Annotated in this window: 25 protein-coding genes and 1 riboswitch; of the genes, 16 read left to right on the plus strand and 9 right to left on the minus strand. The window is 61.3% G+C overall.

Going from position 1 to position 23,908, the window contains the following annotated elements:
* Window positions 1-2: 2 nt before the first annotated feature.
* On the minus strand, window positions 3-1,457 hold the full coding sequence (locus tag HNQ50_RS08285) for a cobyric acid synthase (protein WP_246428639.1): 1,455 nt from the start codon (window positions 1,455-1,457) through the stop codon (window positions 3-5).
* Between the two features lie 65 nt (window positions 1,458-1,522).
* On the opposite strand from HNQ50_RS08285, the gene cbiB reads away from it, so the two are divergent.
* From cbiB to HNQ50_RS08330, 9 genes are all read left to right on the plus strand, one after another.
* Window positions 1,523-2,479, plus strand: a complete 957-nt coding sequence (gene cbiB / locus HNQ50_RS08290; RefSeq protein ID WP_184099480.1) for an adenosylcobinamide-phosphate synthase CbiB — start codon at window positions 1,523-1,525, stop codon at window positions 2,477-2,479.
* Window positions 2,480-2,502: 23 nt separating this feature from the next.
* Window positions 2,503-3,540: a threonine-phosphate decarboxylase CobD gene (gene cobD, locus HNQ50_RS08295; RefSeq protein WP_184099482.1), complete on the plus strand. Its 1,038-nt coding sequence runs from the start codon at window positions 2,503-2,505 to the stop codon at window positions 3,538-3,540.
* Entirely contained in the window at window positions 3,533-4,225 is a 693-nt protein-coding gene (arsH, locus tag HNQ50_RS08300) for an arsenical resistance protein ArsH (protein ID WP_184099484.1), read from the plus strand. The genes cobD and arsH overlap by 8 nt, the downstream gene beginning before the upstream one ends.
* A gap of 9 nt (window positions 4,226-4,234) precedes the next feature.
* A complete protein-coding gene (gene cobF, locus HNQ50_RS08305) occupies window positions 4,235-4,993 on the plus strand; it encodes a precorrin-6A synthase (deacetylating) (protein ID WP_184099486.1) in 759 nt (252 codons plus the stop codon).
* A 58-nt stretch (window positions 4,994-5,051) separates the two neighbouring features.
* Window positions 5,052-5,115: riboswitch (Fluoride riboswitch) on the plus strand.
* A gap of 63 nt (window positions 5,116-5,178) precedes the next feature.
* A complete protein-coding gene (gene crcB / locus HNQ50_RS08310) occupies window positions 5,179-5,571 on the plus strand; it encodes a fluoride efflux transporter CrcB (RefSeq protein ID WP_184099488.1) in 393 nt (130 codons plus the stop codon).
* Window positions 5,572-5,708: 137 nt separating this feature from the next.
* Window positions 5,709-6,530, plus strand: coding sequence for an ABC transporter substrate-binding protein (locus tag HNQ50_RS08315; protein ID WP_184099490.1), 822 nt, complete (start codon window positions 5,709-5,711; stop codon window positions 6,528-6,530).
* A gap of 100 nt (window positions 6,531-6,630) precedes the next feature.
* Window positions 6,631-7,356, plus strand: a complete 726-nt coding sequence (locus HNQ50_RS08320) for an amino acid ABC transporter permease (RefSeq protein WP_184099492.1) — start codon at window positions 6,631-6,633, stop codon at window positions 7,354-7,356.
* A gap of 1 nt (window position 7,357) precedes the next feature.
* Entirely contained in the window at window positions 7,358-8,047 is a 690-nt protein-coding gene (locus HNQ50_RS08325; protein WP_184099494.1) for an amino acid ABC transporter permease, read from the plus strand.
* 71 nt (window positions 8,048-8,118) lie between these two features.
* Window positions 8,119-8,577 carry an MEKHLA domain-containing protein gene (locus tag HNQ50_RS08330; RefSeq protein ID WP_184099496.1) on the plus strand — a complete coding sequence of 153 codons (459 nt, stop codon included), beginning with the start codon at window positions 8,119-8,121 and terminating at the stop codon, window positions 8,575-8,577.
* Here HNQ50_RS08330 and HNQ50_RS08335 read toward each other — a convergent pair.
* From HNQ50_RS08335 to HNQ50_RS08345, 3 genes are all read right to left on the minus strand, one after another.
* Window positions 8,552-9,979: a heavy metal sensor histidine kinase gene (locus HNQ50_RS08335; protein WP_184099498.1), complete on the minus strand. Its 1,428-nt coding sequence runs from the start codon at window positions 9,977-9,979 to the stop codon at window positions 8,552-8,554. The genes HNQ50_RS08330 and HNQ50_RS08335 overlap by 26 nt on opposite strands.
* Complete coding sequence (locus HNQ50_RS08340) at window positions 9,976-10,647, minus strand: heavy metal response regulator transcription factor (RefSeq protein ID WP_184099500.1); 672 nt, start codon at window positions 10,645-10,647, stop codon at window positions 9,976-9,978. Before HNQ50_RS08340 ends, HNQ50_RS08335 begins: the two co-directional genes overlap by 4 nt.
* Before the next feature lie 80 nt (window positions 10,648-10,727).
* Window positions 10,728-11,045, minus strand: coding sequence for a CzcE family metal-binding protein (locus HNQ50_RS08345; RefSeq protein WP_184099502.1), 318 nt, complete (start codon window positions 11,043-11,045; stop codon window positions 10,728-10,730).
* 243 nt (window positions 11,046-11,288) lie between these two features.
* On the opposite strand from HNQ50_RS08345, the gene HNQ50_RS08350 reads away from it, so the two are divergent.
* On the plus strand, window positions 11,289-12,374 hold the full coding sequence (locus tag HNQ50_RS08350; protein ID WP_184099504.1) for a catalase family peroxidase: 1,086 nt from the start codon (window positions 11,289-11,291) through the stop codon (window positions 12,372-12,374).
* Window positions 12,371-12,916 carry a cytochrome b gene (locus tag HNQ50_RS08355; protein WP_184099506.1) on the plus strand — a complete coding sequence of 182 codons (546 nt, stop codon included), beginning with the start codon at window positions 12,371-12,373 and terminating at the stop codon, window positions 12,914-12,916. The genes HNQ50_RS08350 and HNQ50_RS08355 overlap by 4 nt, the downstream gene beginning before the upstream one ends.
* Window positions 12,917-12,998: 82 nt before the next feature.
* Here HNQ50_RS08355 and HNQ50_RS08360 read toward each other — a convergent pair whose 3' ends face one another.
* The 3 genes from HNQ50_RS08360 to HNQ50_RS22320 all read right to left on the minus strand — a co-directional run bounded on the left by HNQ50_RS08360 (window position 12,999) and on the right by HNQ50_RS22320 (window position 15,733).
* Window positions 12,999-14,195, minus strand: coding sequence for an amino acid aminotransferase (locus HNQ50_RS08360; protein ID WP_184099508.1), 1,197 nt, complete (start codon window positions 14,193-14,195; stop codon window positions 12,999-13,001).
* 126 nt (window positions 14,196-14,321) lie between these two features.
* Window positions 14,322-15,329, minus strand: a complete 1,008-nt coding sequence (locus HNQ50_RS08365; RefSeq protein ID WP_184099510.1) for an SLAC1 anion channel family protein — start codon at window positions 15,327-15,329, stop codon at window positions 14,322-14,324.
* Window positions 15,326-15,733 carry a DUF302 domain-containing protein gene (locus HNQ50_RS22320; protein WP_184099512.1) on the minus strand — a complete coding sequence of 136 codons (408 nt, stop codon included), beginning with the start codon at window positions 15,731-15,733 and terminating at the stop codon, window positions 15,326-15,328. The genes HNQ50_RS08365 and HNQ50_RS22320 overlap by 4 nt, the downstream gene beginning before the upstream one ends.
* Window positions 15,734-15,833: 100 nt before the next feature.
* Between HNQ50_RS22320 and HNQ50_RS08375 the strand changes: the two genes are divergently transcribed.
* Window positions 15,834-16,793 (plus strand): AraC family transcriptional regulator, encoded by a 960-nt coding sequence (locus HNQ50_RS08375; protein WP_184099514.1) that lies wholly within the window; start codon window positions 15,834-15,836, stop codon window positions 16,791-16,793.
* A 272-nt stretch (window positions 16,794-17,065) separates the two neighbouring features.
* Entirely contained in the window at window positions 17,066-19,279 is a 2,214-nt protein-coding gene (locus HNQ50_RS08380; protein ID WP_184099516.1) for a TonB-dependent receptor, read from the plus strand.
* Window positions 19,280-19,479: 200 nt separating this feature from the next.
* Here the strand turns inward: HNQ50_RS08380 and HNQ50_RS08385 are convergent, their stop codons facing one another.
* Window positions 19,480-20,349: a LysR family transcriptional regulator gene (locus tag HNQ50_RS08385; RefSeq protein ID WP_184099517.1), complete on the minus strand. Its 870-nt coding sequence runs from the start codon at window positions 20,347-20,349 to the stop codon at window positions 19,480-19,482.
* A 113-nt stretch (window positions 20,350-20,462) separates the two neighbouring features.
* On the opposite strand from HNQ50_RS08385, the gene HNQ50_RS08390 reads away from it, so the two are divergent.
* Together HNQ50_RS08390 and HNQ50_RS08395 are read left to right on the plus strand one after the other, a co-directional pair.
* The gene (locus HNQ50_RS08390; RefSeq protein WP_184099519.1) at window positions 20,463-21,365 is read left to right on the plus strand and encodes an NADP-dependent oxidoreductase; all 903 of its coding nucleotides are present in this window, start codon (window positions 20,463-20,465) and stop codon (window positions 21,363-21,365) included.
* A 110-nt stretch (window positions 21,366-21,475) separates the two neighbouring features.
* Window positions 21,476-22,309 (plus strand): AraC family transcriptional regulator, encoded by an 834-nt coding sequence (locus HNQ50_RS08395; protein WP_221303083.1) that lies wholly within the window; start codon window positions 21,476-21,478, stop codon window positions 22,307-22,309.
* Between the two features lie 70 nt (window positions 22,310-22,379).
* On the opposite strand, the gene HNQ50_RS08400 is transcribed toward HNQ50_RS08395, so the two are convergent.
* Window positions 22,380-22,829, minus strand: coding sequence for a hypothetical protein (locus tag HNQ50_RS08400; protein ID WP_184099521.1), 450 nt, complete (start codon window positions 22,827-22,829; stop codon window positions 22,380-22,382).
* Window positions 22,830-23,046: 217 nt separating this feature from the next.
* Between HNQ50_RS08400 and HNQ50_RS08405 the strand changes: the two genes are divergently transcribed.
* Entirely contained in the window at window positions 23,047-23,826 is a 780-nt protein-coding gene (locus HNQ50_RS08405) for a transporter substrate-binding domain-containing protein (protein WP_184099523.1), read from the plus strand.
* Window positions 23,827-23,908: the final 82 nt, after the last annotated feature.

Genomic DNA, 23,908 nt, shown 5'->3' on the forward strand with positions numbered 1-23,908 from the left:
CCTCAGCCCATGATCTGCCAGATGGCGTCCAGGTCCACACTGGCGGCCACGGCATCGGCCAGTTTGTTGATGGAGTCCTCGCGCCGCGCATCGTGATCAATGCGCTCGGCCCCGCTCAGGCCCGCCCACTGCAACAAGGCAGCGCAGGCGTCCGGCGCATCAAACAGGCCATGCAGATACGTCGCCATGATCTGGCCATCTGCAGAGAGCGCGCCTTCTGGCCGCTCGCCCAGCCACAGGGCAGGCTGATCCAGCGCCGGGCCGCGCGTTACGCCCATATGGATTTCATAACCGTGGACCGCAGCGTCGCCCGTTGCGAGCTTGCCGCTGACATTGACCAATTGTTTTTCCGGTTCCAGCGTGGTGACGTAATCCAGCAAGCCCAGGCCGGGTGTGGATGGGGTGTCGCTTTCCAGGCCCAGCGGGTCCAGCAAGGTTTGCCCCAGCATCTGCATACCACCGCAAATACCCATCACCTTGCCCTGATAGCGCAGGTGGCGCAGCAGGTAATCATCCCAGCCATTGGCACGCAACCACGCCAGATCACGCTGCACGCTTTTGCTACCCGGCAGGATGACCAGGTCCGCCGGCGGAATGGGTTCACCGGCCCGCACATAGCAAAAATCCACCTGCGGATGCGCGCGCAGCGGGTCAAAGTCGGTGTGGTTGGAGATACGCGGCAAAGCGGGCACCACCACGCGCAAGGCGTTGGCCTGGGTAGCCACGCTGCGGCGGGCGGCAGGCAGCATGTCTTCCCCATCCAGCCACAAGCCCGGCACAAACGGCACCACACCCAGCACACGCTTGCCGACCCGCTGCTCCACCCAGTCAATGCCCGGCTGGAGCAGCGTCACGTCCCCGCGAAACTTGTTGATGATGATGCCTTTGACGCGCTGGCGTTCCGGCTCGGACAAACACGCCAGCGTGCCGATGATCTGGGCAAACACGCCGCCCCGGTCAATGTCCGCCACCAGAATCACCGGGCAATCTGCGGCCTCGGCAAAGCCCATATTGGCGATATCATTGGCCCGCAAATTGACCTCGGCCGGGCTGCCGGCGCCTTCCACAATCACGGCATCCATACGCGCCTGCAACCGGCCAAACGAGGCCAGCACCGCCTTGAGCGCGGTGGGTTTGTAGTCGTGATATGCACGGGCGTTGTAGTTGCCAATGGCATGACCGTGGATAATGACCTGCGCGCCAATGTCGCTATTGGGCTTGAGCAGCACCGGATTCATGTCGATTTCCGGCGCAATCCCCGCTGCCAGCGCCTGCCAGGCCTGGGCGCGACCGATTTCGCCGCCATCAACGGTGACGGCACTGTTCAGCGACATATTCTGCGGTTTGAATGGCGCCACGGTCAGACCCCGGCGCAAGGCAAGCCGGCACAAGGCGCCCACCAGCGTGCTTTTGCCAGAATCGGAACTCGTACCCTGAATCATCACTGCGCCAGCCATGGAGCCACCTTTGAGACGTGAAAACACGCGGCATTATGCCACCGGCCTGAAATTGCGAGCGCACCATGCTTAGTGCCGGCGCGTTGTGCCTGTTGACCTGGCTTGGGGTACTGATCGATCGCGTTCTGGGCGAGCCACAGCGCTGGCACCCGCTGGTGGGCTTTGGCCGCATGGCCCAGGCGCTGGAACAGACCCTGAACCCGGACCTGAACGTGGCCGGTGGGCGTGGCGTGTTCATCCCGCGCCTGCTGGGCGTGCTGGCCTGGCTGGTCATGGTGGGCGTGCCCACCGCGTGTGCGGTGGCGCTGGTGCTGCTGTTACCCCGGCCGCTGGCCTGGTTGGTGCACGCGCTCCTGCTGTGGTTTGCGCTGGGCGCACAGAGCCTGACCGAGCATATCCGCCCGATTGCCACGGCCTTGCTGGCGGGCGACTTGCCCGCAGCGCGCCAGCTCACCGCCCGGATTGTCAGCCGTGATCTGACCGATGCCGATGAAGCGGCCGTGGCGCGCGCCGCCGTAGAATCCGCGCTGGAAAACGGCAACGATGCCATCTTTGGCGCGCTGTTCTGGTTTGCCCTGGCTGCCGGCCCCGGCGCACTGGCGTTTCGGCTGGCCAATACGCTGGACGCCATGTGGGGCTATCGCACGCCCAGGCTGTTGCATTTTGGCTGGGCCGCCGCCCGCATTGACGATGGTTTGAACTGGATACCGGCGCGGCTGACTGCGCTGGGCTATGCGCTCTGTGGTAACGCACGCACCGCCTGGCACTGCTGGCAAACGCAAGCAGCAGCATGGGACAGCCCCAACGCCGGCCCGGTCATGGCCAGCGGCGCGGGCAGCTTGCAGGTGCTGTGCGGTGGCGCAGCCCGTTATCATGGCGTCATGGAAGCCCGCCCGCCATTAGGTCAGGGTGTCGCGCCGACGGGGCCGGATGTATCCCGCGCCATGACGCTGGTATCGCGGGCGATGGTGCTGTGGTTATGCGTGCAAACGCTGCTGTGCGTCATCCTGCTTACCCATTGAACACTCACAGAAAGACCGGATACATGCTGCAATCTGTGCCGCACGGCGGCAACCTGAGCACGGCCATTGCCCAATACGGCAGACCACGGGAGGACTGGCTTGATCTCTCTACCGGGATCAACCCCAATGGTTATCCGGTGCCTGCGCTCAGCGCTGACGCCTGGCTGCGCCTGCCGGATGATGAAGACGATCTGGAAGCCATTGCCGCCAACTACTACGGCGCACCGGCCGCGCTGGCCGTGGCGGGTACGCAAGCCGCCATCCGCATGCTGCCGCAGGTTTTACCTGCAGGTGCCATTGGCATCGGCCTGCTGACGTATGGCGAATATGCCCCCGCTTTTGCCGCAGCCGGTTTTGCCGTGCAGACGTTTGTGACTGAAACGCTCAGTGATCTGGCGGCCGACTTCACGCTCGTACCCGGTCAGGATTTACCCGCGCACCTGCGTTATCTGGTGGTGGTGAACCCCAATAACCCCAGCGCCGATCTGTTCACACCGGCCGTCTTGCTGGCCTGGCGTGAGCAACTGCGCGCCCGTGGCGGGTGCTTGATTGTGGATGAAGCATTCATGGACGTCCTGCCCGCCTCTGGCCTGGCCGCGCATACCGCAGACGATGGCTTGATTGTGTTGCGTTCGGTCGGCAAGTTTTTTGGTCTGGCAGGCGCGCGCGCGGGCTTTGTGCTGGCGGCGCAACCGCTACGTCATACCCTGAGTTTGCTGCGCGGGCCGTGGAGCATCTCCGGCCCCGCTCGCGCAGTGGTGCGCGCCGCTTTGCTGGATACCGCCTGGCAAACGGCAACCCGCAGCGCGCTGCTGCGGGACGGCGCACGTCTGGTCAATTTACTGACACAAGCCGGCTTTGATGCGTGCGGCACGCCTTTGTTTGCCTGGGCGCGACAGGCCGACGCGGAACAACGACAACATCAACTGGCAGCACAAGGCATCTGGGTGCGCCGCTTTACCCATGTCCCCAGCCTGCGCTTTGGCTTGCCCGCCAATGAAACGGGCTGGCAGCGCCTTGCGGCCTCTCTCCCACTGAACACCGGTCATACCCATGTCTAAACTGCCCCCGCAACTGGATGCTGAACACTTCAGCCCACCCGACCTTGTCACGCTGCCGCGCGATCAGGCCACCCACGCGCCCCGTATCCTCTTGCTGTATGGCTCCCTGCGGGACCGCTCTTACAGCCGTTTGCTGGTGGAAGAAGCCGCGCGCTTGCTGACTGCTATGGGCGCAGAGGTCCGCACCTTCAATCCGGCCGGTTTACCCCTGCCGGACGAAACCTCGGAACACCACACCAAGGTACTGGAACTGCGTGAACTGGCGGCCTGGTGTGAAGGTATGGTCTGGAGTTCGCCCGAGCGCCACGGCGCCTTGTCTGGCGTGATGAAAGCGCAGATTGACTGGATTCCGCTGTTTGCCGGCGGCACCAAACCCACCCAGGGTAAAACGCTGGCCGTCATGGCCGTCTGCGGCGGCGTGCATTCCTTTAACGCGGTAAACCAGATGCGCCAGCAAGGCCGCTGGATGCGCATGATTGCCATCCCCAACCAGGTGTCTATCCCCGCTGCGTTCAACGAGTTTGATGAGGCCGGCCATCTGTTGCCGGGCGAGTATTTTGACCGGCTGGTCGATGTCATGGAAGAACTGGTCAAGTTCACCCTGCTGACCCGCAGCGTCTCGCCCTGGCTGACCGATCGTTACAGCGAGCGCAAAAAACGCGCAGCCAAAGCCAGAATCGCCTGAGACAACCCCATGAAAAAAATCCTGATCATTGGCATTGGTGCGGGCAATCCGGACTACATCACCATGCAGGCCGTAAAGGCACTCAACCAGGTGGATGTGTTTTTCATTCTGGACAAAGGCCCGGCCAAAGAAAAACTCACGCGCTTGCGCAAAGACATTTGCGAGCAATACATCACCGACCCCAACTACCGCGTGGTGGAGGCGACACTGCCAGAGCGCGACCGCCACCAGCCCGATTACGATCAGGCCGTGGGCGATCTGAACGACGCCAAACAAGCGCTGTTTGCGCAACTGATCCGCGATGAGGTGGCAGAAGATCAGTGCGGGGCCTTTCTGGTGTGGGGTGATCCATCGCTTTACGACAGCACCATCCGCATTCTGGATGGCATTCTGGCCGCTGACGGGCCGGTGTTCGAGTACGACGTCATCCCCGGCATTACCAGCGTGCAAGCGCTGACCGCACGCCATAAAGTACCGCTGAACCAGATTGGCCGCGCGGTGGAAATCACCACCGGCCGCCGCTTGCTGCGCGGTATGCCAGAAGGCGTGGATAGTGTGGTGGTCATGCTGGACAACAACAACGCCTGGCGCCAGTTGCCCGATGCCGATCTCTCTATCTACTGGGGCGCGTACATTGGTACGCCGGATGAAATCCTCATCAGCGGCAAACTGGCCGAAGTGGGTGAAGAGATTGAACGCGTGCGCACGGCGGCGCGGGAAGCCAATGGCTGGATCATGGACACCTATCTACTACGGCGTGAATCCTGAACACCCCCTGAGCGGTAGGCGCACCACGCCCGTGACTTTTCCGGTTTTGCTGCTACCTTGAATACAAGGAGATGGCATACCTCCTGGAACCGCCCTGCCGGGCTGATGATGCCTGCATTTGACTGATGAGCAGTCGGTGCAGGCATTTTTCATTGACGCCGCGCAGCGCTGCCAGGAGACCATCGATGAGTGTTCTGTCTTTGCTTGCCGTTGGCATTGGTGCTGCATTTGGCGCCTGGTTACGCTGGTGGCTGACCACCCTGCTCAATCCGCTCTTGCCCACGCTGCCGCTGGGCACACTGGCGGCCAACCTGATTGGCGGTTATCTGGTTGGCCTCGCCATCGCCGTGTTCGAAAACAATATTCATATCCCGATCGAAACCCGCCTCTTTGTCATTACCGGCTTTATGGGCGGGCTGACCACGTTTTCCAGTTTCTCTGCCGAAGTGGTGTTACTCCTGAACCAGCGCCAGCTAGCCTGGGCACTTGGCACCATCGCCGCGCATCTGGGTGGCTCTTTGGCCATGACCGCGCTGGGCTTATGGACCGTCGGGCTGTTTACGCGGTCAGCGGCCTGATCCGGCCGCCCATTTAATAACAATTAGAAATAACAAAATCATTTTATATAATTTCTATAAATTTAATGAGTTGCTTAAGATGCGATGCATAACGACCGGCCAACCCGGCCACCACCGCACTCTTTACGGGACGACTCATGAAAATCAAAACTCAGGTACTTGCTCTGCTGCTGCTCGGTCTGGCCTCTGGTGCGGCGCTGGCCGACCGGCTTGATGACATCAAAAAAGCCGGCGTGCTGCGCGTGGCCGCCTTTGACGGCAACCCGCCGTTTGGCTTTGTGGATGAAAAAACCCACAAGATCATTGGCCTTGATGTGGACTACGCCGAGGAAGTCGCCAAACGCCTGGGCGTAAAGCTGGAGATTGTCCCGACCAACCCGGCCAACCGCATTCCGCTGTTGTCGGCCAACAAGGTTGATCTGGTGTTCGCCAACTTCACCATTACCCCGGAACGCGCCAAGGTGATTGATTTCAGCATTCCGTACTTTGCTTCTGGCCAGCAGTTCCTGGCACGCAAGGGCACGCTCAAATCTGCCGAGCAGATCGCCGGCCTGCGCGTGGGTGCCGACAAGGGCACCACCATGGAGGCCACCCTGCGCGAGAAGTACCCCAATGCCACCGTCGTACTGTACGACGACACCCCGTTTGCACTGACCGCCCTGCGTAACGGCAACGTGCAGGCCATTACCCAGGACGGCTCCAAGCTGGTGGCCATTCTGGGCAACCTGCCGGACAAGGATAAATACGAAATCCCGGGTTTCTCCATTTCTGAAGAACTGGAAGGCGTGGGCGTTCCCAAGGGCGAAACCCGCCTGGTGACCTATTTGAACGACACTCTGAAAGACCTGGAAAAAAACGGCACCGCCAGCAAGATTTATGACCGCTGGTTTGGTCCGGACACCAAAGCGCCGCTGCCACGGCTGTTCAAGATTGGTGATGCGCATATTCGCGCGCAGTAAGCGTTACGCGGTTTCAAATTCGCAGTACTTTCTTCGAGCTCTCCATCCACTCATACGCGCCATCGTGATGGCGCGTTTTTTTTGGATCTCCCGATTCGCCATGCCTCTTGAATTGCTCGCCCCCAAGTATCTGGTCTGGATGGCCAACGGTTTGCTGATGACCGCCGGGGTGGCGGTGCTGGCCATTGTGCTGTCTACCCTGGCCGGCTTTGGCCTGGCGCTGGCGCGAGACGCCGCCCACAGCGGCTGGCGACAACTGGCGCGCGGCTACACGTTGGTGTTTCGTAATACACCGTTGTTGATCCAGTTGTTTTTCTGGTATTTCGCCGCGCCCAATCTGCTGCCAGAGAACGCCATGCTCTGGCTCAACACGCCCCACCGCCTGGGTCTGGCCGGTTTCACGCTGGGCTGGCCGTCGTTTGAGTTTCTGGCGGGTACTTTCGGCCTGACGCTATACGCCACGGCGTTTGTGGCAGAAGACATCCGCTCCGGCATTCGCGGTGTGCCGCGCGGGCAGTATGAAGCTGCGGCGGCCAGCGGGCTGACGCGCTGGCAAATGCAGCGCCATGTGATCCTGCCTCAGGCCCTGCGGCACGCACTGGCGCCCTTGTTCGGGCAATACATGAATATCGTCAAGAATTCGTCGCTGACCATGGGGATTGGCCTGGCGGAACTCTCTTATACGTCGCGCCAGGTAGAGGCCGCCAGTTTTCTGACCTTTCAGGCGTTTGGGATCGCCACGCTGGGTTATATCGGCCTGATTGCCGTGCTAGACGTGCTGGCTCGCCATGTCCAGCGCCGCGTGGCCCTACCGGTGGGGAACTGATATGGAAGGTCTTGCGGTCATCCACGCCAATCTGGATTACCTGCTGTGGGGCACCTGGCCAGATGGCCCTTTGGGTGGCGCGGCGCTAACGCTGGTGTTGAGCGTGGTCTCTGGCGTGTGTTCGGCCATCGGTGGCTTGTTGCTGGGCGTGTTGCTCACCGTGCTGCAAGGCGGGCCCCGCCAGGTGCTGCTGCTGGTGCTGGGTTTCTTGCGCGCCATCCCGGTGCTGATGCTGATTTTCTGGGTGTATTTCCTGCTGCCCATGCTGTTTGGGCTAAATGTGCCGGGCCTGGTGCCGGTGGTGTGCGCCTTGTCGTTGATCAGCGCGGCTTATCTGGCGCATGCGGTAGAGGCCGGGGTGGCCGCCATCCCGCAAGGACAATGGAACGCTGGGTATTCGCTGGGGCTGACCCGCTGGCAAGTGCTGCAACACATCATCCTGCCGCAGGCCTTGCGCATGATGTTGCCCAGCTTTGTGAACCAGTGGATCACCCTGATCAAGGACACCTCGCTGGCCTACGTGGTGGGCATTAACGAGCTTTCTACCGTCGCCAGCCAGGTCAGCAACCGCGTCATGATTCATCCGGTGCCGGTGTTCCTGTTTGCCGGGCTGGTGTATTTCATACTCTGCGCAGGCTTGAGTGCGCTGGCCGCCTGGCTGGGCCGCAGTCCGCAACCGCAGGCAAGCTGACGCTGGCCCGCGCCGCGCAAACCCCGTATCTTGAGCGCCTTGCCGTCGCCAACCTTCAAGACATCGTCGCCATGTCCTCATTGCAACATGATCCGGCTTTCTATCAACTCCTGGCCGAGAGCTACACCCGGCTCACCGGGCGGCTGTTAGTGCCCGCCACCGTGCCGCTGCACGTAGCGCCGCGCTGGTTGTATGAGGAAGCCCCGTTTGCCGTGCTGGCGCACAATACGGCCGCAGACCCGGTTTTCATTTATGGCAACAAGGCCGCGCAACAGCGCTTTGGCTATAGCTGGGATGAACTGGTGCAACTCCCCTCCCGCCAATCGGCAGAGGCCCCCAATCGCGAAGCGCGGCAGCAGTTCCTGGAACGGGTACAGCGCCAGGGTTACGAGGATGGCTACAGCGGCGTGCGGATCACCCGCGCCGGCCAGCGCTTCATGATTGAAGAGGCCACGCTGTGGCAATTGCTGGATGCCGCGGGCACGCTGCATGGGCAGGCGGTGATCATTCCGCGCACCCGTGATCTGTGATCGGCGGAGCCGCCGTGCTCGGGAACACCAGTTCAAAACGGGTGATGCCATCCGCACAGTAGACCCGGCAGACGCCGTGGTGCAGGTTCATGATGGTGCGCACAATGGACAAACCCAGACCACTGGATTGCCCGGAGTCTGACCGCGCACTATCGCCCCGGAAGAAACGGTCAAACAACCGCGCCTGCAGTGCCTGCGAAATACCGGGGCCGTGGTTTTCCACGGCCAGCACGACATGCTCGGGCCCAACCAGACCCGTCACCTGAATCACCGAGCCTTCATCCGCATGCCGGACGGCATTGGCCAGCAGATTAGCCAGCGCCCGCCGCAGCAACACGGGGTCTGCATGCAGCCGGCCCGTGCCACTGACCACAATACTGAGGTCACGATCCAGCGCCGGACCTTCAAAGTAGTCCGCAATGCGCACCAGCTCGGATTCAATCTCCAGCGCTTGCCACTCCAGCTCAGTGTGTTGATGCTCTGAGCGCGCCAGAAACAGCATGTTGTCCGCCATGCGCATCAGCCGTTCAAATTCTTCGGCATTGGAGGCCAGCAACTGCTCGTACTCTTCGGCCGAGCGGGCTTTGCTGAGCGCCACCTGCGTCTGCCCCAGGAGGTTATTGATGGGCGTGCGCAGGTCATGCGCCAGGTCGGTGGAGACCTGGCTCAAGCGGGTAAAGCCGCTGCCGAGGCGATCCAGCATATTGTTGAAGGCGCGGATCAGCGGGAGCAGTTCCTGCGGTGCACCCGCGTCATCAATCCGCCCATCCAGATTGGCGGTGTTGACCGAGTCCGCATGCCCAGCCAGCCGGCGCACCGGGGCCAGTCCGCGCCGGATCAACACAAACCCCACCGCCGAACTGATCAGCGCCGCAAAGGCCGCCAACAACAGAATACGGTTGCGATAGGACTGCAACAGCCGTGTGCGTTCAGCCATCAGCCGGCCGGCCATGATTTCGATCGGCGGCTCGCCGACGCCGGTGGTAGCCATGGCCGCGACGGCGCTAAGCGGCGTGCCGGTTTGATCCCGAAAATGCGCCACGTCGGCCCGCGTCACGCTGGCGTCGGCACTGACCACGCGCGGCTGCGGTAATGCACTGCGGGACGGGTTGATCTCCACCAGCGGCGGCTGCCCCGGGTAGCGCAGCACCAGCATGGCTTCCGGGTTGTTGAGCATGTTGGCAAACAGACGCGGCCGCGTGCGCACCAGTTCTCTGGCGTTTTCATCCTGCAACAGCGCGCGGATCTGATCCACCCGGGCGATCAGCGCGCCGTCGTCCCGCTGCTGCAACTGCATGGCCAGGCCACGATACAACAGGGCCCCCACCGCCCCGATCAGCACGAACACCAGCACGGCAAACACGCAAGACAAACGGGTGGTGAGCGACCAGTGCCGCTTCATTCTTCAATCTCGCAGCGGTAGCCAATACCGCGCACGCTGTGAATGAGGCGTACCTCAAACGGGTCGTCCACCTTGGCGCGCAAACGCCGGATAGCGACATCCACCACATTGGTGTCGCTGTCAAAATTCATGTCCCACACGCGGGAGGCAATCAGCGAGCGCGACAGCGCCTCGCCTTCGTGTTCCACCAAGAGTTGCAACAGCGCAAACTCTTTGTTGGTCAGCACAATGCGCTTGCCTGCACGCAGCACGCGGCGCTTGAGTACATCGATCTGCAAGTCCGCCAGCTCCAGAAACTCTGCCTCACGCGGCGGGCCACGGCGCAGCAGGGTGCGCACGCGTGCCACCAGTTCGGCAAAGGAAAACGGTTTGACCAGATAATCATCCGCCCCCATTTCCAGACCCTTGATACGGTCGGTCACGGCTTCCCGCGCGGTCAGGAACAGCACCGGCACGGCGCTATGGCGGCGCAGGCGTTCCAGCACCTGCCAGCCATCCAGGCCGGGCATCATCACATCCAGAATGATCAGGTCGTACTCTTGTTCCAGCGCCAGATGCAAACCATCTTGCCCGTTGCGCGCCAGATCCACGACGAAGCCAGACTCCTGCAAACCCTTGTGCAGATAATCCCCGGTTTTGGGTTCGTCTTCGACCACCAGCACACGCATTGCCAACTCCATGTTGAAGGGTGAGCGAGCGGCCACACGCGCCCGGCGTATGGCCGCCCCCACTCATTATGCACGGGGCATCAGCCCTGGTGATCGAAGTCCTGCACGTAGATGGTGACATCATCCGCTTTGCTGGCTGACGGCAGAATCTGCGACAAACGGAACGCCGCATGCGTGCCATCGAAATGCCAGGTCACCGTCTGGTCGCCATCGCTAATGCGCACGTCCTGGCCGCGCTGGACATCAATCGACCGCGTACCCTGGGCTACGGCAATACTTTGGTCTGGCATGGTGCTGGCGGCGGCAGGTTCGCCATAGGCCGTGGTGTTGGCCGACGCAAACACCGGCAGCGCAGTGCTCATGGCAAGGACAGACAGCATTGCAAACATCTTTCTCATGATGGTTTCTCCTTTGCAGGTTCACCGCCATCTGCGGCGAACTGGGCACCACCTTACCCAGCGCTCGCCCTCGGCCGCGTGACGGCAGGATTACAAAACTGTCATCTACCTCCGCCGTCCGCCCGTGATTCATGACATTTTTGTCATGGTTCAGTCATTCAGCGGTGGGCGCGCTCCCGTTAGCGTGAGCATGACCCGGTGCCAGGCGGCCCGGCACCCCATCACCCTCACAGGAGCAAATGCATGAGTCCCCCGCATTCCCCCGGTCTGCTGCGGCGCCTTTCGGGCGTTCCCGCCGATGCGCCCTTGCTGGTTCCCGCTGCCGTTATCGGCCTGACCGCCGTCGGGCTGGTGGCGGCATTCTGTTTTGCCGCAGGCTGGATCGGGCCAGAGCGGCTGGGCCCCAAACGCATCATCAATACGTTTAATGCCAACTTTGGCGAGCACCCGGGGTTTCGGCGCAATCATGCCAAGGGCGTGTGCGTGGACGGCTATTTTGACGGCAACGGCAATGCCGTCGGTTTGTCGGTCGCCAGTGTATTTGGCCAGAACCGCACCCCGGTCACCGGCCGCTTTGCCATTCCTGGCGGCAACCCGGCCGCACCGGATGCCGGCGGCCCGGTGCGCAGCCTGGCGCTGTTGTTCCAGTTACCGGATGGCCAGCAGTGGCGCACCGGCATGAACAACACGCCGGTCTTTGTGGTGAATACGCCGCAAGGCTTTTACGCCCAGTTGCTCGCCACCGCACCTGATCCCAAAACCGGCAAGCCCGATCCGGCGAAGGTAGCGGCGTTTTTTGCGGCGCATCCGGAGTCGGCGGCGTTTCGTAGCTGGGTGAAAACCCATGCGCCCTCTTCCGGTTTTGCCAATGGCAGCTATTACAGCATCAACGCTTTCAAGCTGATTGATGGTCATGGCGGCGAACGGTACGTGCGCTGGACTTTTGTGCCGGATACCCCGTATCAGCCGCTGGATGCCACACAAAAGCATCCGGCGGACTTTCTGCAAGCCGATCTGCAAACGCAACTGGCCCAGGGCCCGCTGCTCTGGCATCTGCAACTCACCCTGGCTGATACCGACGACATCACCAACGACGCCACCCGCGCATGGCCAGAAGGCCGCCAGGTGATTGATGCCGGCACGCTGACGCTGATCTCTGCCGCGCCACAACAAGGTGGTGATTGTCGCGATATCAACTACGACCCGACCATTCTGCCGCACGGGATCGCCATTTCAGATGACCCGCTGCTGGCCGCACGCTCGGCCGCGTACTCGCGTTCTTTCAACAAGCGCACCGCAGAAGAAGCCGCTCAAGGAGCCCGCTCATGAAAGAGGCCATCTACTTCGCCCGGCCGTTACGCTGGTTGCACTGGCTGATGGCCCCACTCATGGTGCTGATGCTGTTCATTGGCGTATTCATGGTGTCTACCGTGTCGACCTGGCATAACCGCCTCGTCGGGGTTCACAAACCATTGGGCATGGCACTGCTGGTACTGGTAGTTGTGCGCCTGGTCGTGCGCTGGCTGAACACCACGCCCCGTTTGCCCTCTACCCTGCCGCGCTGGCAGCAGGCGCTTGCGCATGGCTCGCACTGGTTGCTGTACGGGTTGATGTTGCTGATGCCCTTGATTGGCTGGGGCATGCAATCGGCGGCCGGTTACCCGGTGGTGCTGGGCGGCTGGGTGCTGCCCGCGCTGGTACCGCACGATGTGGCGTTGTATGCCACATTGTGTATGGCGCACGGCTTGCTGGCCCTGGTTTTGTTTGCCACGGTGGTCGCCCATCTTGCAGCAGCGCTGTTTCATGGCCTGGTGCGGCGTGATGGGGTACTGCAGAGTATGACCGGCCAGGCACGCCGCGGGCGCTCCTGAATCAGCTCGCGGCGCAATAAAAAAACCCCCACTGCCAGCGGCAGGGGGGCTTTTTTATGGACCAGTCAGCAGGCAGCAGCGATTACGCCGCCAGCACCGTGGCAATGGCGTCAGCCACATAACCGATATTGCCGGTGTTCAGCCCTGCCACGCACATGCGGCCGGTGCGCACCAGGTACACGGCATGATCTTCCCGCAGACGATCAACCTGCTCCGGGGTGAGACCGGTGTAGCTGAACATGCCGCGCTGCTTGATGAAGTAACTGAAATCACGGCCAGGAATCCGCTCGCTCAACACGGCATACAACTGCTGACGCATGGCCTTGATGCGCTCGCGCATCTCGCCCACTTCCCCGATCCATTGCGCCAGCAGCGCTTCATCTCCCACCACGCGGGCGGTGATTTTGGCACCGTGCGTGGGCGGGCTGGAGTAATTGCGGCGTACCGTCAGCTTGAGCTGGCTGAATACATGGGCGGCTTGATCGGCGGTCGGGCAAACCACAGACAGACCGCCGCAACGCTCGCCATACAGCGACAGGTTTTTCGAGAACGAATTGCTGACCAGGAAGCTCAGACCGGCATCGGCCATCGCGCGGATGGCGTAGGCGTCGTCGTCCATATTGTCGCCAAAACCTTGATAGGCGATATCCAGGAAAGGGATCAGCCCTTGCTGGCCGGCAATGCGGATCACGCGCTGCCATTGTTCTGGCGTGAGATCAACGCCGGTCGGGTTGTGGCAGCACGGGTGCAGCAGCACGATGCTGCCCTTGGGCATGGCTTCGAGCGCATGGCACATGGCGTCAAACTGTACGCCACCGGTTTGCGCATCAAAGTAGGGGTAATCGTGCACCTTGATGCCGGCGCCTTCGAAAATGGCGCGATGGTTATCCCATGTCGGCGCGCTGACCCAGGCTTCGCTGTTGGGGAAATACCGCTTGAGAAAATCTGCACCTACCTTGAGCGCACCAGAGCCGCCCAGGGTCTGGATGGTGGCAACGCGCTTGGCCGCCAGCACCGGGTGCGCGGCACCAAACAACAGTTTTTGCACACCTGCGCGGTAGCCGGCGTCGCCTTCCATCGGCAGATACGGGCGCGGGGCCAGTTGCTGCGCCATGGCTTCTTCGGCCTGGCGGACCGAACCGAGCAGCGGAATCTTGCCGGCTTCATCGTAGTAAATGCCGATACCCAGGTTCACCTTGGTGGCGCGCGGGTCCTGGTTATAGGTTTCCACCAGCGAAAGAATCGGGTCGCCAGGATAAAGGTCAATGTGCTCGAACATGGTTGCAGCTCAGCGAGGAATGAGGAGAGGAAGCCGGAGTTTTGCATCCCCGGCGCGATCTGACAAATACCGCGTGTGTCAGCGGGTTCTGTCTCCTGACCGCCGACACACCGCCGCGCTGCTTCACTAACTGCTTAATGCCCGCAATTCTCCCCGCGCCACGCCCCACACCGTTCTGACGGTCAGCCCGGCAATCACGGTGGTGGCCAAGGCCAGTAGTGCCACGGCAATGCCGCTGGCCACCGCATCATGCGCAAACACCGCGTACTTCAAACCGGCACTGGCCGAGGCCGCCAGCGGGAAACTCACCGCCCACCAGGACACCTTGAACGGACAGCATTGCAACAGGTTTCTCAGCCGGCCCACCAACACCGCCAGCACAAACAAGGCCAGCATGAACAGCGCTGTGGCAAAGCCATCTACCCCGCCCGCCGTAGCGGTATAGGCAGAGAACCCGACCGAGAACGGGGCCACCAGAATCAGCAGGGTGGGTTGTAGTGCATCCGGCAGCGGCTCTTCAAACATCAGTCGAGACAAGATCAGCGTGAACAGCGGAATGGCAAAAAAGAGCCCCACCGCCGTAGCAAACACCATCAGCCCGTGCAGACTGTCCGCCCAGCCCAGCGCGGGCAACGCCAGCGGAATATCAATCATGCCCACCACCGGGACAATCCAGGCCGGCGTGGCATGCGCCGGCTTTTGCCGCACGCTGATCCAGCGCGACACCATCAGCCAGGCAAACACGGTCATACCCACCGCGCCGATACTCCAGATCACGCGGGCCAGCGTCTGGTCGAGATCGACCAGCAACAGAGGAATCAGCAACAGGCTGATCAGCGGCGTGCCAAACAGATTACTGGCAATGGGGTGGGCAAACTCCGCCCGTACATGAGCAAAACCGGTCACGGCTTTAACCGCATAGGCACCAGCCAGCAGGACAAACGCCAGCAGCGCCAGCACGCCTATGCCCCCGGCCAGCCACAACGGTGTGCCAAACAGGGTGTGGGCTACCCGCCAGGCGACCGCCAACCCGGTCAGCCCCATCACAGAACCAAACAACGCCACCGGCAACCAGGCCAGTCTGGCCGAATCAACTGGGAGCGCCACAGGCGCGGATGCAACGGTGGTATTCATGTGGGTGTCCTCAGTGTCGCTTCAATCAGGGCCTGCGCTTTGTGCAGCACGGCGCTTGCCTCATCGGTCAGGCCGGCCAGACGCGCCTGGGCCTGAATGGGGTGAAAGGCCACCCAGGTGGTGCCGGCGTCTTCCCGCACCAGCACCTTGAGCGGTAAATCCAGCGCAAACAACGGGGAGGCCAGCATCAATGGCGTGCCCGCTTTGGGGTTGCCGTACACCAGCACCAGCGTCGGCGGCATGTGCAAGCCGACACTGGCGGCCCCCGCAGCGTGGTCCAGCCGGGCAAAGACGGTCATGCCAGCGGCTTTGATGGCGGTCTCCAGCTGGCTGACCGTTTCGGCAAAACTGACGGGGCTTCTGATCTCAACATGGGCGGTTTGCTCTAATCGGGCGGTGCTCATATATCCTCCGCATCACAATGCGTTTGTCATGACTGCAGTATTGCGTCATCCGCTCAGACTGTGAATACTGGGACGTATCAACATCTAGCGAATCCGTATCATGGACATGCTTACCCACCTGATCCAGCTGGCCCGCCCGCAAGCCGGACTGGACATCCGGTGCTTGTTGGGTGGCAACTATGATCTGCCTCATGCCGCCGCGCCGGCGGGCAGTGCGCCGTTTCATGTGGTGCTGGCGGGGGCTTGCCGTATTGAAACCGAGGGTGGCACACCCATTCTGGCCCGGGCAGGTGATTTCATTCTGGTACGGGGTGCGCACCGGGTGCGCAATATCACGGTCAGCCATGCCGGCGGCACCGACCCCATCCGCATGACGCACGACGGCCTGCTGCCGCTACGCCGCACCGGCCATGGCACGCCGGAGGTGGATCTGTTGTGTGGTCATTTCGATTATGTGCGCGGTCCGAATGAACTCTTGTTCAAGACCCTGCCGGACCCGCTGCATGTTTCATTGCTGGAGAACGATGGGGATGACATCAGCGGGGTATTGCAAAGCCTGGTGGCGCTGATGCGCAAGGAAGCGGCGGCGCAACGCGCCGGAGCGCTGGCTGTGGTCACGGCATTAAGCCAGGCGCTGTTTGCCATGGCCCTGCGTAACCACGGCGAACATCACCCGGGTCAGGCCAGCGTATTGGGCCTGATTGCCGATCCCAGACTGAGCGCCGCCGCCCAGGCGTTGCTCAAAGATCCTGGCAAAGCCTGGACCATTGAAACGCTGGGCGATCTGGCCATGATGTCCCGGGCGACGTTTGCCCGGCATTTCCGGGAGAAATCCGGCATGACGGTGTGGCAGTTTCTGACCGAGGTCAGAATGGCCCTGGCCAGCGATCTATTGCGAGAGACGCGGCGTAGCGCGGCGGATATCGGAATGCAAGTGGGTTATCAGTCTGAAGCCGCGTTTGGCAAAGCCTTCAGACAACACACCGGTGAGATGCCGGGACAATACCGCAGACGGCTACGGCAAGCGCTGGTTACGCTCTCCGCAAACCCCACAAACTGATAATGGGGTGGCAGGGAAACGGGACAAACCGATACTTGCCAGCTTTCCAAAAACTGACGCCAACCCCATGAGATCGGTAGCTTGTTACAGAAAAAGCCTGCCAAACACAATAAAACCGTCAGTTTTCTCAAAAATCGTGCGCCATCTGTTGTTTAAATCTTACGCTAGAACAATATTTCCGACACATTAATGAGTATAATTCGCATTTGCATTTAAAATGCAGCGCATTCACGCCACACCATGGTGGCAACTCATCGTCTGCCGGAAACCCAATGAAAACACTGACCCCGATGGCTGCGGCAATTGCCGTGGTCTGCGCCCTGCCTTTTGCTCACGCAGCGGATACCGCATCCGCCCCCGCTGCTGCCACCGCTTCCGCACCGGCCACAGAACCCGTTTACCTGGGCACGGTGACCATTACCGCCAGCGCGGATGCCTCCAAAGACGGTCTGCAACCGGCGTATGCCGGTGGCCAGGTGGCCAAAGGGGGGCGTGCCGGTATTCTGGGCACCAAAAACAATATGGATACCCCGTTCAGCATCACCAGCTACACCAATGACCTGATTCAGGATCAGCAAGCACATGGTGTGGGCGACGTGCTGCAAAACGACTCCGGCGTGCGGGTGGCGCGCGGTTTCGGCAATTTCCAGGAATCGTATTTCATTCGCGGCTTTGTCCTGAGTTCGGATGACGTGGCCTACAACGGTCTGTACAGCCTGCTGCCGCGCCAGTACATCGCCACCGAGTTGTTCGAGCGCGTTGAAGTTCTGCAAGGCGCCACCGGCTTTTTGATGGGCGCTGCGCCAAACGGCGGCGGCATTGGCGGCTCCATCAACCTCTTGCCCAAGCGCGCCCCCAATGAAGACCTGAACCGGGTGACCGTGGGTGTGGATAGTGGTGGCAGCGGCAATGTCGCCGCCGACGTGGCCCGCCGCTTTGGTCCGGACAAGAGCTGGGGCCTGCGCCTGAACGCGGGTTATCGCGATGGCGGCACGGGCGTGGATGATGAGAAGTCCCAGACCAGCGTGGGTTCGGTGGGTCTGGACTGGCGTGGCGAGCGCGCCCGTGTGTCCGCCGACCTGGGCGCGCAGGATAACCGCCTGCAAGCCACGCGCCCGGAAGTCACCCTGGGCGCGGGCCTGACCCGCGTGCCCGATGCACCGGATGCCAGCAAAAATTTTGCGCAACCGTGGACTTACTCGAACGAGCGTGACCTGTTTGGCACGCTGCGCGCTGAATACGATGTCACCGATGACGTCACCGCCTGGGCCGCTTATGGCCTGCGCCGCAGCAATGAAGCCAACTCGCTGGCCAATCTGACCGTCACCAGCGACAACGGCGATGGCAACTTCTACCGCTTTGACAATACCCGCAAAGACCAGGTGGATACCGGCGAAGTGGGCGTACGCGGCAAGCTGCAAACCGGCTCGGTCGGCCATGAATGGGTGGTGGCAGGCGATTTCTTCGAACTGAAGAAAGACAACGCCTACGTGATGGATTTCTTCAACACGTTCGACACCAATCTGTATCACCCCACCAGCTACGGCCAGCCGGCAATCTCCAGCACCGCGTTTACCGGCAATCAGCTGTCGGACCCGGCACTGAACGGCATCATCCGCCTCACCAGCGTGGCGGTGGGCGATACGCTGTCCTTGTTCGACAAATCCGTACTGCTGACGCTGGGCGCACGGTATCAACACTTTGATATCACCAACTACGCCTACGATACCGGTATTGCCAGCGCCGCCTACACCAAGGGCCGCACCAGCCCGGCGGTGGGCATTGTCTACAAGCCGGTGAAGCAGGTTTCTGTCTACGCCAACTACATTGAAGGCCTGGCCCAGGGCGATACCGCACCGGCCAACGTCAACAACCCCGGCGAGATGCTGGCACCGTATGTCTCCAAACAAAAAGAAGTGGGTGTGAAGTACGACGGCGGCCGCCTGGGCGCGGGTCTTGCGCTGTTCAGTACCGACAAGCCGCGCGGCATTGTCGATGCCAACAACAATTTCAGTGATTCCGGCGAAGACCAGCACCGTGGTGCAGAACTGACCTGGTACGGTCTGGCCGCCACCGGTGTGCGCGTGCTGGGTGGTCTGACCTGGCTGGATGCCACGCAAAAGGACACCGGCTCTGCCACCACCGAGGGCAACCGCGTCATTGGCGTGCCGCGCCTGCAAGGCAACCTGGGCCTGGAATGGGAAGTCCAGCAAGTGGAAGGTCTGGCGCTCAATGCCCGCGTGGTTTACACGGGTTCGTCCTACGCCGACGACCTGAACACGCTGGAAGTACCCAGCTGGACACGGCTTGATCTGGGTGTGCGTTACCTGATGGAGGTCAGCAACCGCCCGGTGACCCTGCGCGCACGGGTCGATAACGTGTTCAACCGTGATTACTGGGCCTCTGTGGGGGGTTATCCTGGCTACGGCTATCTGTCGGCCGGGATGCCACGGACGTTCTCTGTGAGCGCCAGCGTGGACTTCTAAGGACTACGCTTGCCCGCCTGACGCCCCGATGCCTGGATTTGCATCGGGGCGTTTTGTTTGGTGCAGGCCGGCACGCGTCATGGATTCTGGCAACGACCGCGTCATTCCGGCGAACGCCGGAATCCAGCTACAACGCTTGCAAAGATAACGACACCGACACCCCCCGTACTTGCGGGCATCATTTTTCGCGGCACCCCGCGCTATCTCAGCAATCCATCCGGAAACATGCCACACAGATACTGTACAAAAGACGTGACCTTGCTGCTGGCAAGCCGGCGTGACGCGTGCAGCACCCAGACTTCCACCGGGTGATTGGTGGTTTGACCCCAGGAGACCAGTCTGCCGGCGGCAAGGTCGTCGGCCACCAAAGACTCCGGCAACATGGCCGCGCCGGCGCCCGCGCGAACGGCGTCGCGGACCATGATCAGGGAGGACAGGCGCAGCACGGGTTCAGGTTGCAATGTGCGCAGGCCCGCGTCGGTTTGCAAGGACCAGGGCGTGGCGGTCGCGGCGGTGCCAGACACCACCGCAGGCACGGCCGCGCCGTCGTTGGGGCAAAGCTGGTCTACCGGTGCAATCACATGCATCTGATCGCGCAGAAAACAGCGGCCCACCAGGGCGCTGTCGGCGGCGGGGTTGGTGCGGATGGCGATATCAAACCCCTCTTCCACCAGATCAACCATGCGGTCTTCGGCCACCACCTCCAGCCGCACCGCCGGGTACAGCCGCACATAGCCCGCCGCGATGCGCCCCATGGCCACTTGCGAAAACAGCAACGGTACGCTGATCCGCAATACGCCAGTGGGTTCGGCCTGGCCAGAGCTGATCTCCCGCCCGGCCTCGGCAATGTCGTGCAATAAACCGGCGGTACGGCCAAACAGGCTGGCACCGGCCTCGGTCAAGCGCAAAGAGCGGCTGCCACGTTCCAGTAACCGCACGCCCAGGCTGGCTTCCAGTTCCATGACGCGCCGTGACAAGGTCGCTTTGGGGCGACCGCTGGCCCGGCTGGCTTTGCCCAGGCCGCCATGCGTGGCAATCAGGTTGAAATCTCTCAGGGCATCTAGATCCACATCTGTTCCGTTTTTGAGACGACTTATCCCGTTTTTACCATCTATGTCCCTGTTTCACAACGATATACAGTGACTCCGTCGCACCACACAACGCACTGACGGAGACACACATCATGCAAGCACATCGTATTCACAGCTATGGCGTTCCTGAAACCCTGCAACGGGATACCGTTGCCGCCCCCGAGATCAAGGCCGGTCAGGTTCTGGTTGAGGTCAAGGCCGCAGGTATTAACGGGCTGGACTGGAAAATCCGCGAAGGATATCTGCGCAATGACTTCGCGCTGGCTTTGCCGGCCATTCTGGGGGCGGAGCTGGCCGGCCGGGTGGTCGCCGTGGGCGATGGCGTCACGCGCTTCCAGGTGGGTGATCGGGTCATGGGGGCCAGCGGTGTGGGGGCCTACGCCGAATTGGTGGCGATTGCCGAAGCACAACTGAGCCCCATACCTGCACACTTGTCCGACGTAGAAGCCGCAGCGCTGCCCGTCTCCATGCTCACCGCGTGGCAAGCACTGCACGCAGCGGGTGAGCCTGAGCCAGGGCAGACGGTATTGATTCAGGGAGCAGCAGGGGGCGTGGGCAGTTTTGCCGTGCAGTTTGCCAAAGCGGCCGGGCTGACCGTGGTGGCTACGGCCTCGGCCAGCAGCCGGGATTACCTGCTTGGCCTTGGCGTGGACCGGGTCATTGATCGCCACACCGAGCGCTTTGAAGCGCTCGCCAGCGAGGTTGACCTGGTACTGGATCTGGTCGGCGGCGAGATCGCCAGCCGTTCTTTTGCCGTACTGGCACCGGGCGGCAAACTGGTGTCCACGGCGGATCCGCGCGTGGGTCAGCAGGGCGGCATCTTTCTTGTCATGCAGTCTGACGGCCAGCAGTTGCAGCAATTGCTGGCACAAGCCACCTGGCGCTCGACCATTGCCTCAGTGTGCGGCCCGGCAGACCTGGCAGGCGCGGTTGAACAAAACCGCACCGGCCATGCGCCTGGTAAAATGGTGCTGGACATGACGCTGGCCGCCTAAGCTGCGCAATATCGGTCAGGATCATTCAGGGGCCAGCCGGTATGCTGGCCCTGAATGACCCACCGCCCCAGGAGTGAGCTCTGGACCTCTCCCCCCGTTTTGCCGATGTATTGCAGTTTATTGATGCACACCTTGTCGACGATCTGCCACTGGCACGCCTGGCGCAGGTGGCCGGCGTTTCGCGCTGGCATTTCCAGCGCCAGTTTGCGGCGCTGTTTGGCTTGGGTGTGTATGAATATGTGCAGTTGCGGCGGCTAAAGCGCGCTTCTTTGCAATTGGCATTCCGGCCACAGCAATCCGTGCTGGATATCGCACTGGACTGCGGTTACGCCGGGCCAGAAGCGTTTGCCCGGGCTTTCCGGCGGCAATGGGGACAAAGCCCGCGGGCGTTTCGCCAGGCCCCGCAATGGCATGACTGGCACTACGTCTATCTACCGCTCTATACCCTGAGGAACCGCATCATGACCGCCCTGCCCGACCACCAGCCCGACATTGTAGAAAGAGCGCCTACGCCGGTCGCCGTCCTTGCACACCGTGGCGACCCTGCGCGGTTGGGAGAGACCATTCGCCAGTTCATTGCCTGGCGCAAACGGCAGCACTTGCCGCCGGCCACGCATGCCACATTCAACGTCTTGTACAACGACCCGTATACCACACCACCTGCGGACTACCGGATTGATCTGGCCGTGGCCTGCCCGCACCCGGTTGAACCTGGCCCGGAGGGCTTGAGTGCTGGGGAACTGGCTGGCGGCCGCTATGCAAAGCTGCGGTATGTCGGGTCGGATGATGCGCTGGGCATGGCCCTGCGCACGCTGTATGTAGACTGGCTGGCCCAAAGTGGCGAAACGCTGCGCGACGCCCCACTCTGGATTGAGCGCGTGCGCTTTTTCCCGGATGTGCCCGAGCATGAAGCCATCTGCGATATCTACCTGCCGCTCGTCTGAACATTGGCCTGGCGCCCCTCAAACCGGCACGCGCCCAATGCGTTTTGACAGATATTTCTGACAAATATCGTCAGAACGCCCGCATGGACGGTGCCGATGGCGACCATGCATTGCCTGCCATCGGTGGTGCCAGATCGATCATGTAACCGTCAATATAAGCCAGCTTCACCCGGTCGTTTTCCCGCAGGGTAATGCCGGCCTGGTTGAGCAAAAAGACCTCTACCGCCCAGGCCTCTCCCTGCCCGGCATCGATCAGCACATGTTTGTCGTAGACCCCTAGCACCACACCCGGAAAACGCCCGCTGGTATTGAGCGCCATGGTTTTATCCAGGTTGCGGGCAATATCGGTGACGTACTCCAGTTCGGCCTGCAGGAAATCGCATTGGCGTTCTGCCAGCCACAGTGCATCTACGCTATACACAATGGACACCCGGAAACCGGCAGGGTTGATCACCACCCAGCCTATCTCATCGGTTTGTTGACCCTCTTCAGCGTATACAGGAATGATCTGGTATCTCATTGCGGCCTTCCCCCCAGTCAGCTCGGCAGAAATATCAGCTTGGCATACTGGTGTCAGCCCCAAACCTGACAGGTTTCACAGTAGCGCGCCCCGATGGAACAGCGGCCGCTTTTTGTAAGCTGATTGCCGATATTCCTGATAGGCATACGCCACGCCAACCCTTACTTTAAATATCTGTGCCGGAAGTTCCAGTTGTTTCATTATAAGGAAAAGTAATATGGATATGCGCAAGTTGCTGATTGCCAGTGTGCTTGGATTTGTCGCCTTTACCGCAAGTGCAACAGATTTGCTGGATACGGTAAAACAACGCGGCACGCTCAAGGTGGCAGTGGAAGGCACCTACCCGCCGTTCAATTACCGGGAAAACGGTCAGCTGACCGGCTTTGATATCGAGATTTCCAACGCCCTGGCGCAAAAACTGGGTGTGAAAGCTCAATTCACCACGACAGAGTGGAGTGGCATTCTGGCGGGCCTGCAAGCCGGCAAATACGACGTGATCGTCAATCAGGTAGGCATTACGCCCAAGCGCCAGGAAGCGTTTGATTTCAGCGACCCCTACGTGCTGTCGCAGGCGCAACTGGTGGTGCGCAAGAATGACACGCGTAACTTCAAAAGCCTGAATGATCTCAAGGGTCTGAAGCTGGGCGTCGGCCAGGGCACCAACTATGCCGATATGGCACGCGCCGTAGCCGGGGTTGAAGTCAAAACCTATCCGGGCGAGCAGGAATACCTGCAAGATCTGGCGCTAAGCCGCATCGACGCCGCACTGAATGACACGCTGATGATTCCGTATCTGATCAAGAAAACCAGCCTGCCGCTCAAGCCAGGCGCCGCTGTGGGTGAAGCGTCCAGCAACGGGATTCCGTTTACCAAAAACAATCCCAAGTTCAAGGCTGCGCTGAACAAGGCACTGGCAGATATCAAGGCAGACGGTACCTATGCCCGTATCTCGCAAAAGTATTTTGGGCGCGACGTGAGCCGCGCGCCAGGCGCCTGAGCGCGCAACCAGGTTCATCCGGCCCGCATGTTTATAATGGCCGGAGAACATCTTCAAACCCCCTGCCCTGCGCAGGGGGTTT

The sequence above is a fragment of the Silvimonas terrae genome (genome assembly GCF_014202765.1).
In the GTDB taxonomy this organism is placed as follows: Bacteria; Pseudomonadota; Gammaproteobacteria; order Burkholderiales; family Chitinibacteraceae; genus Silvimonas; species Silvimonas terrae.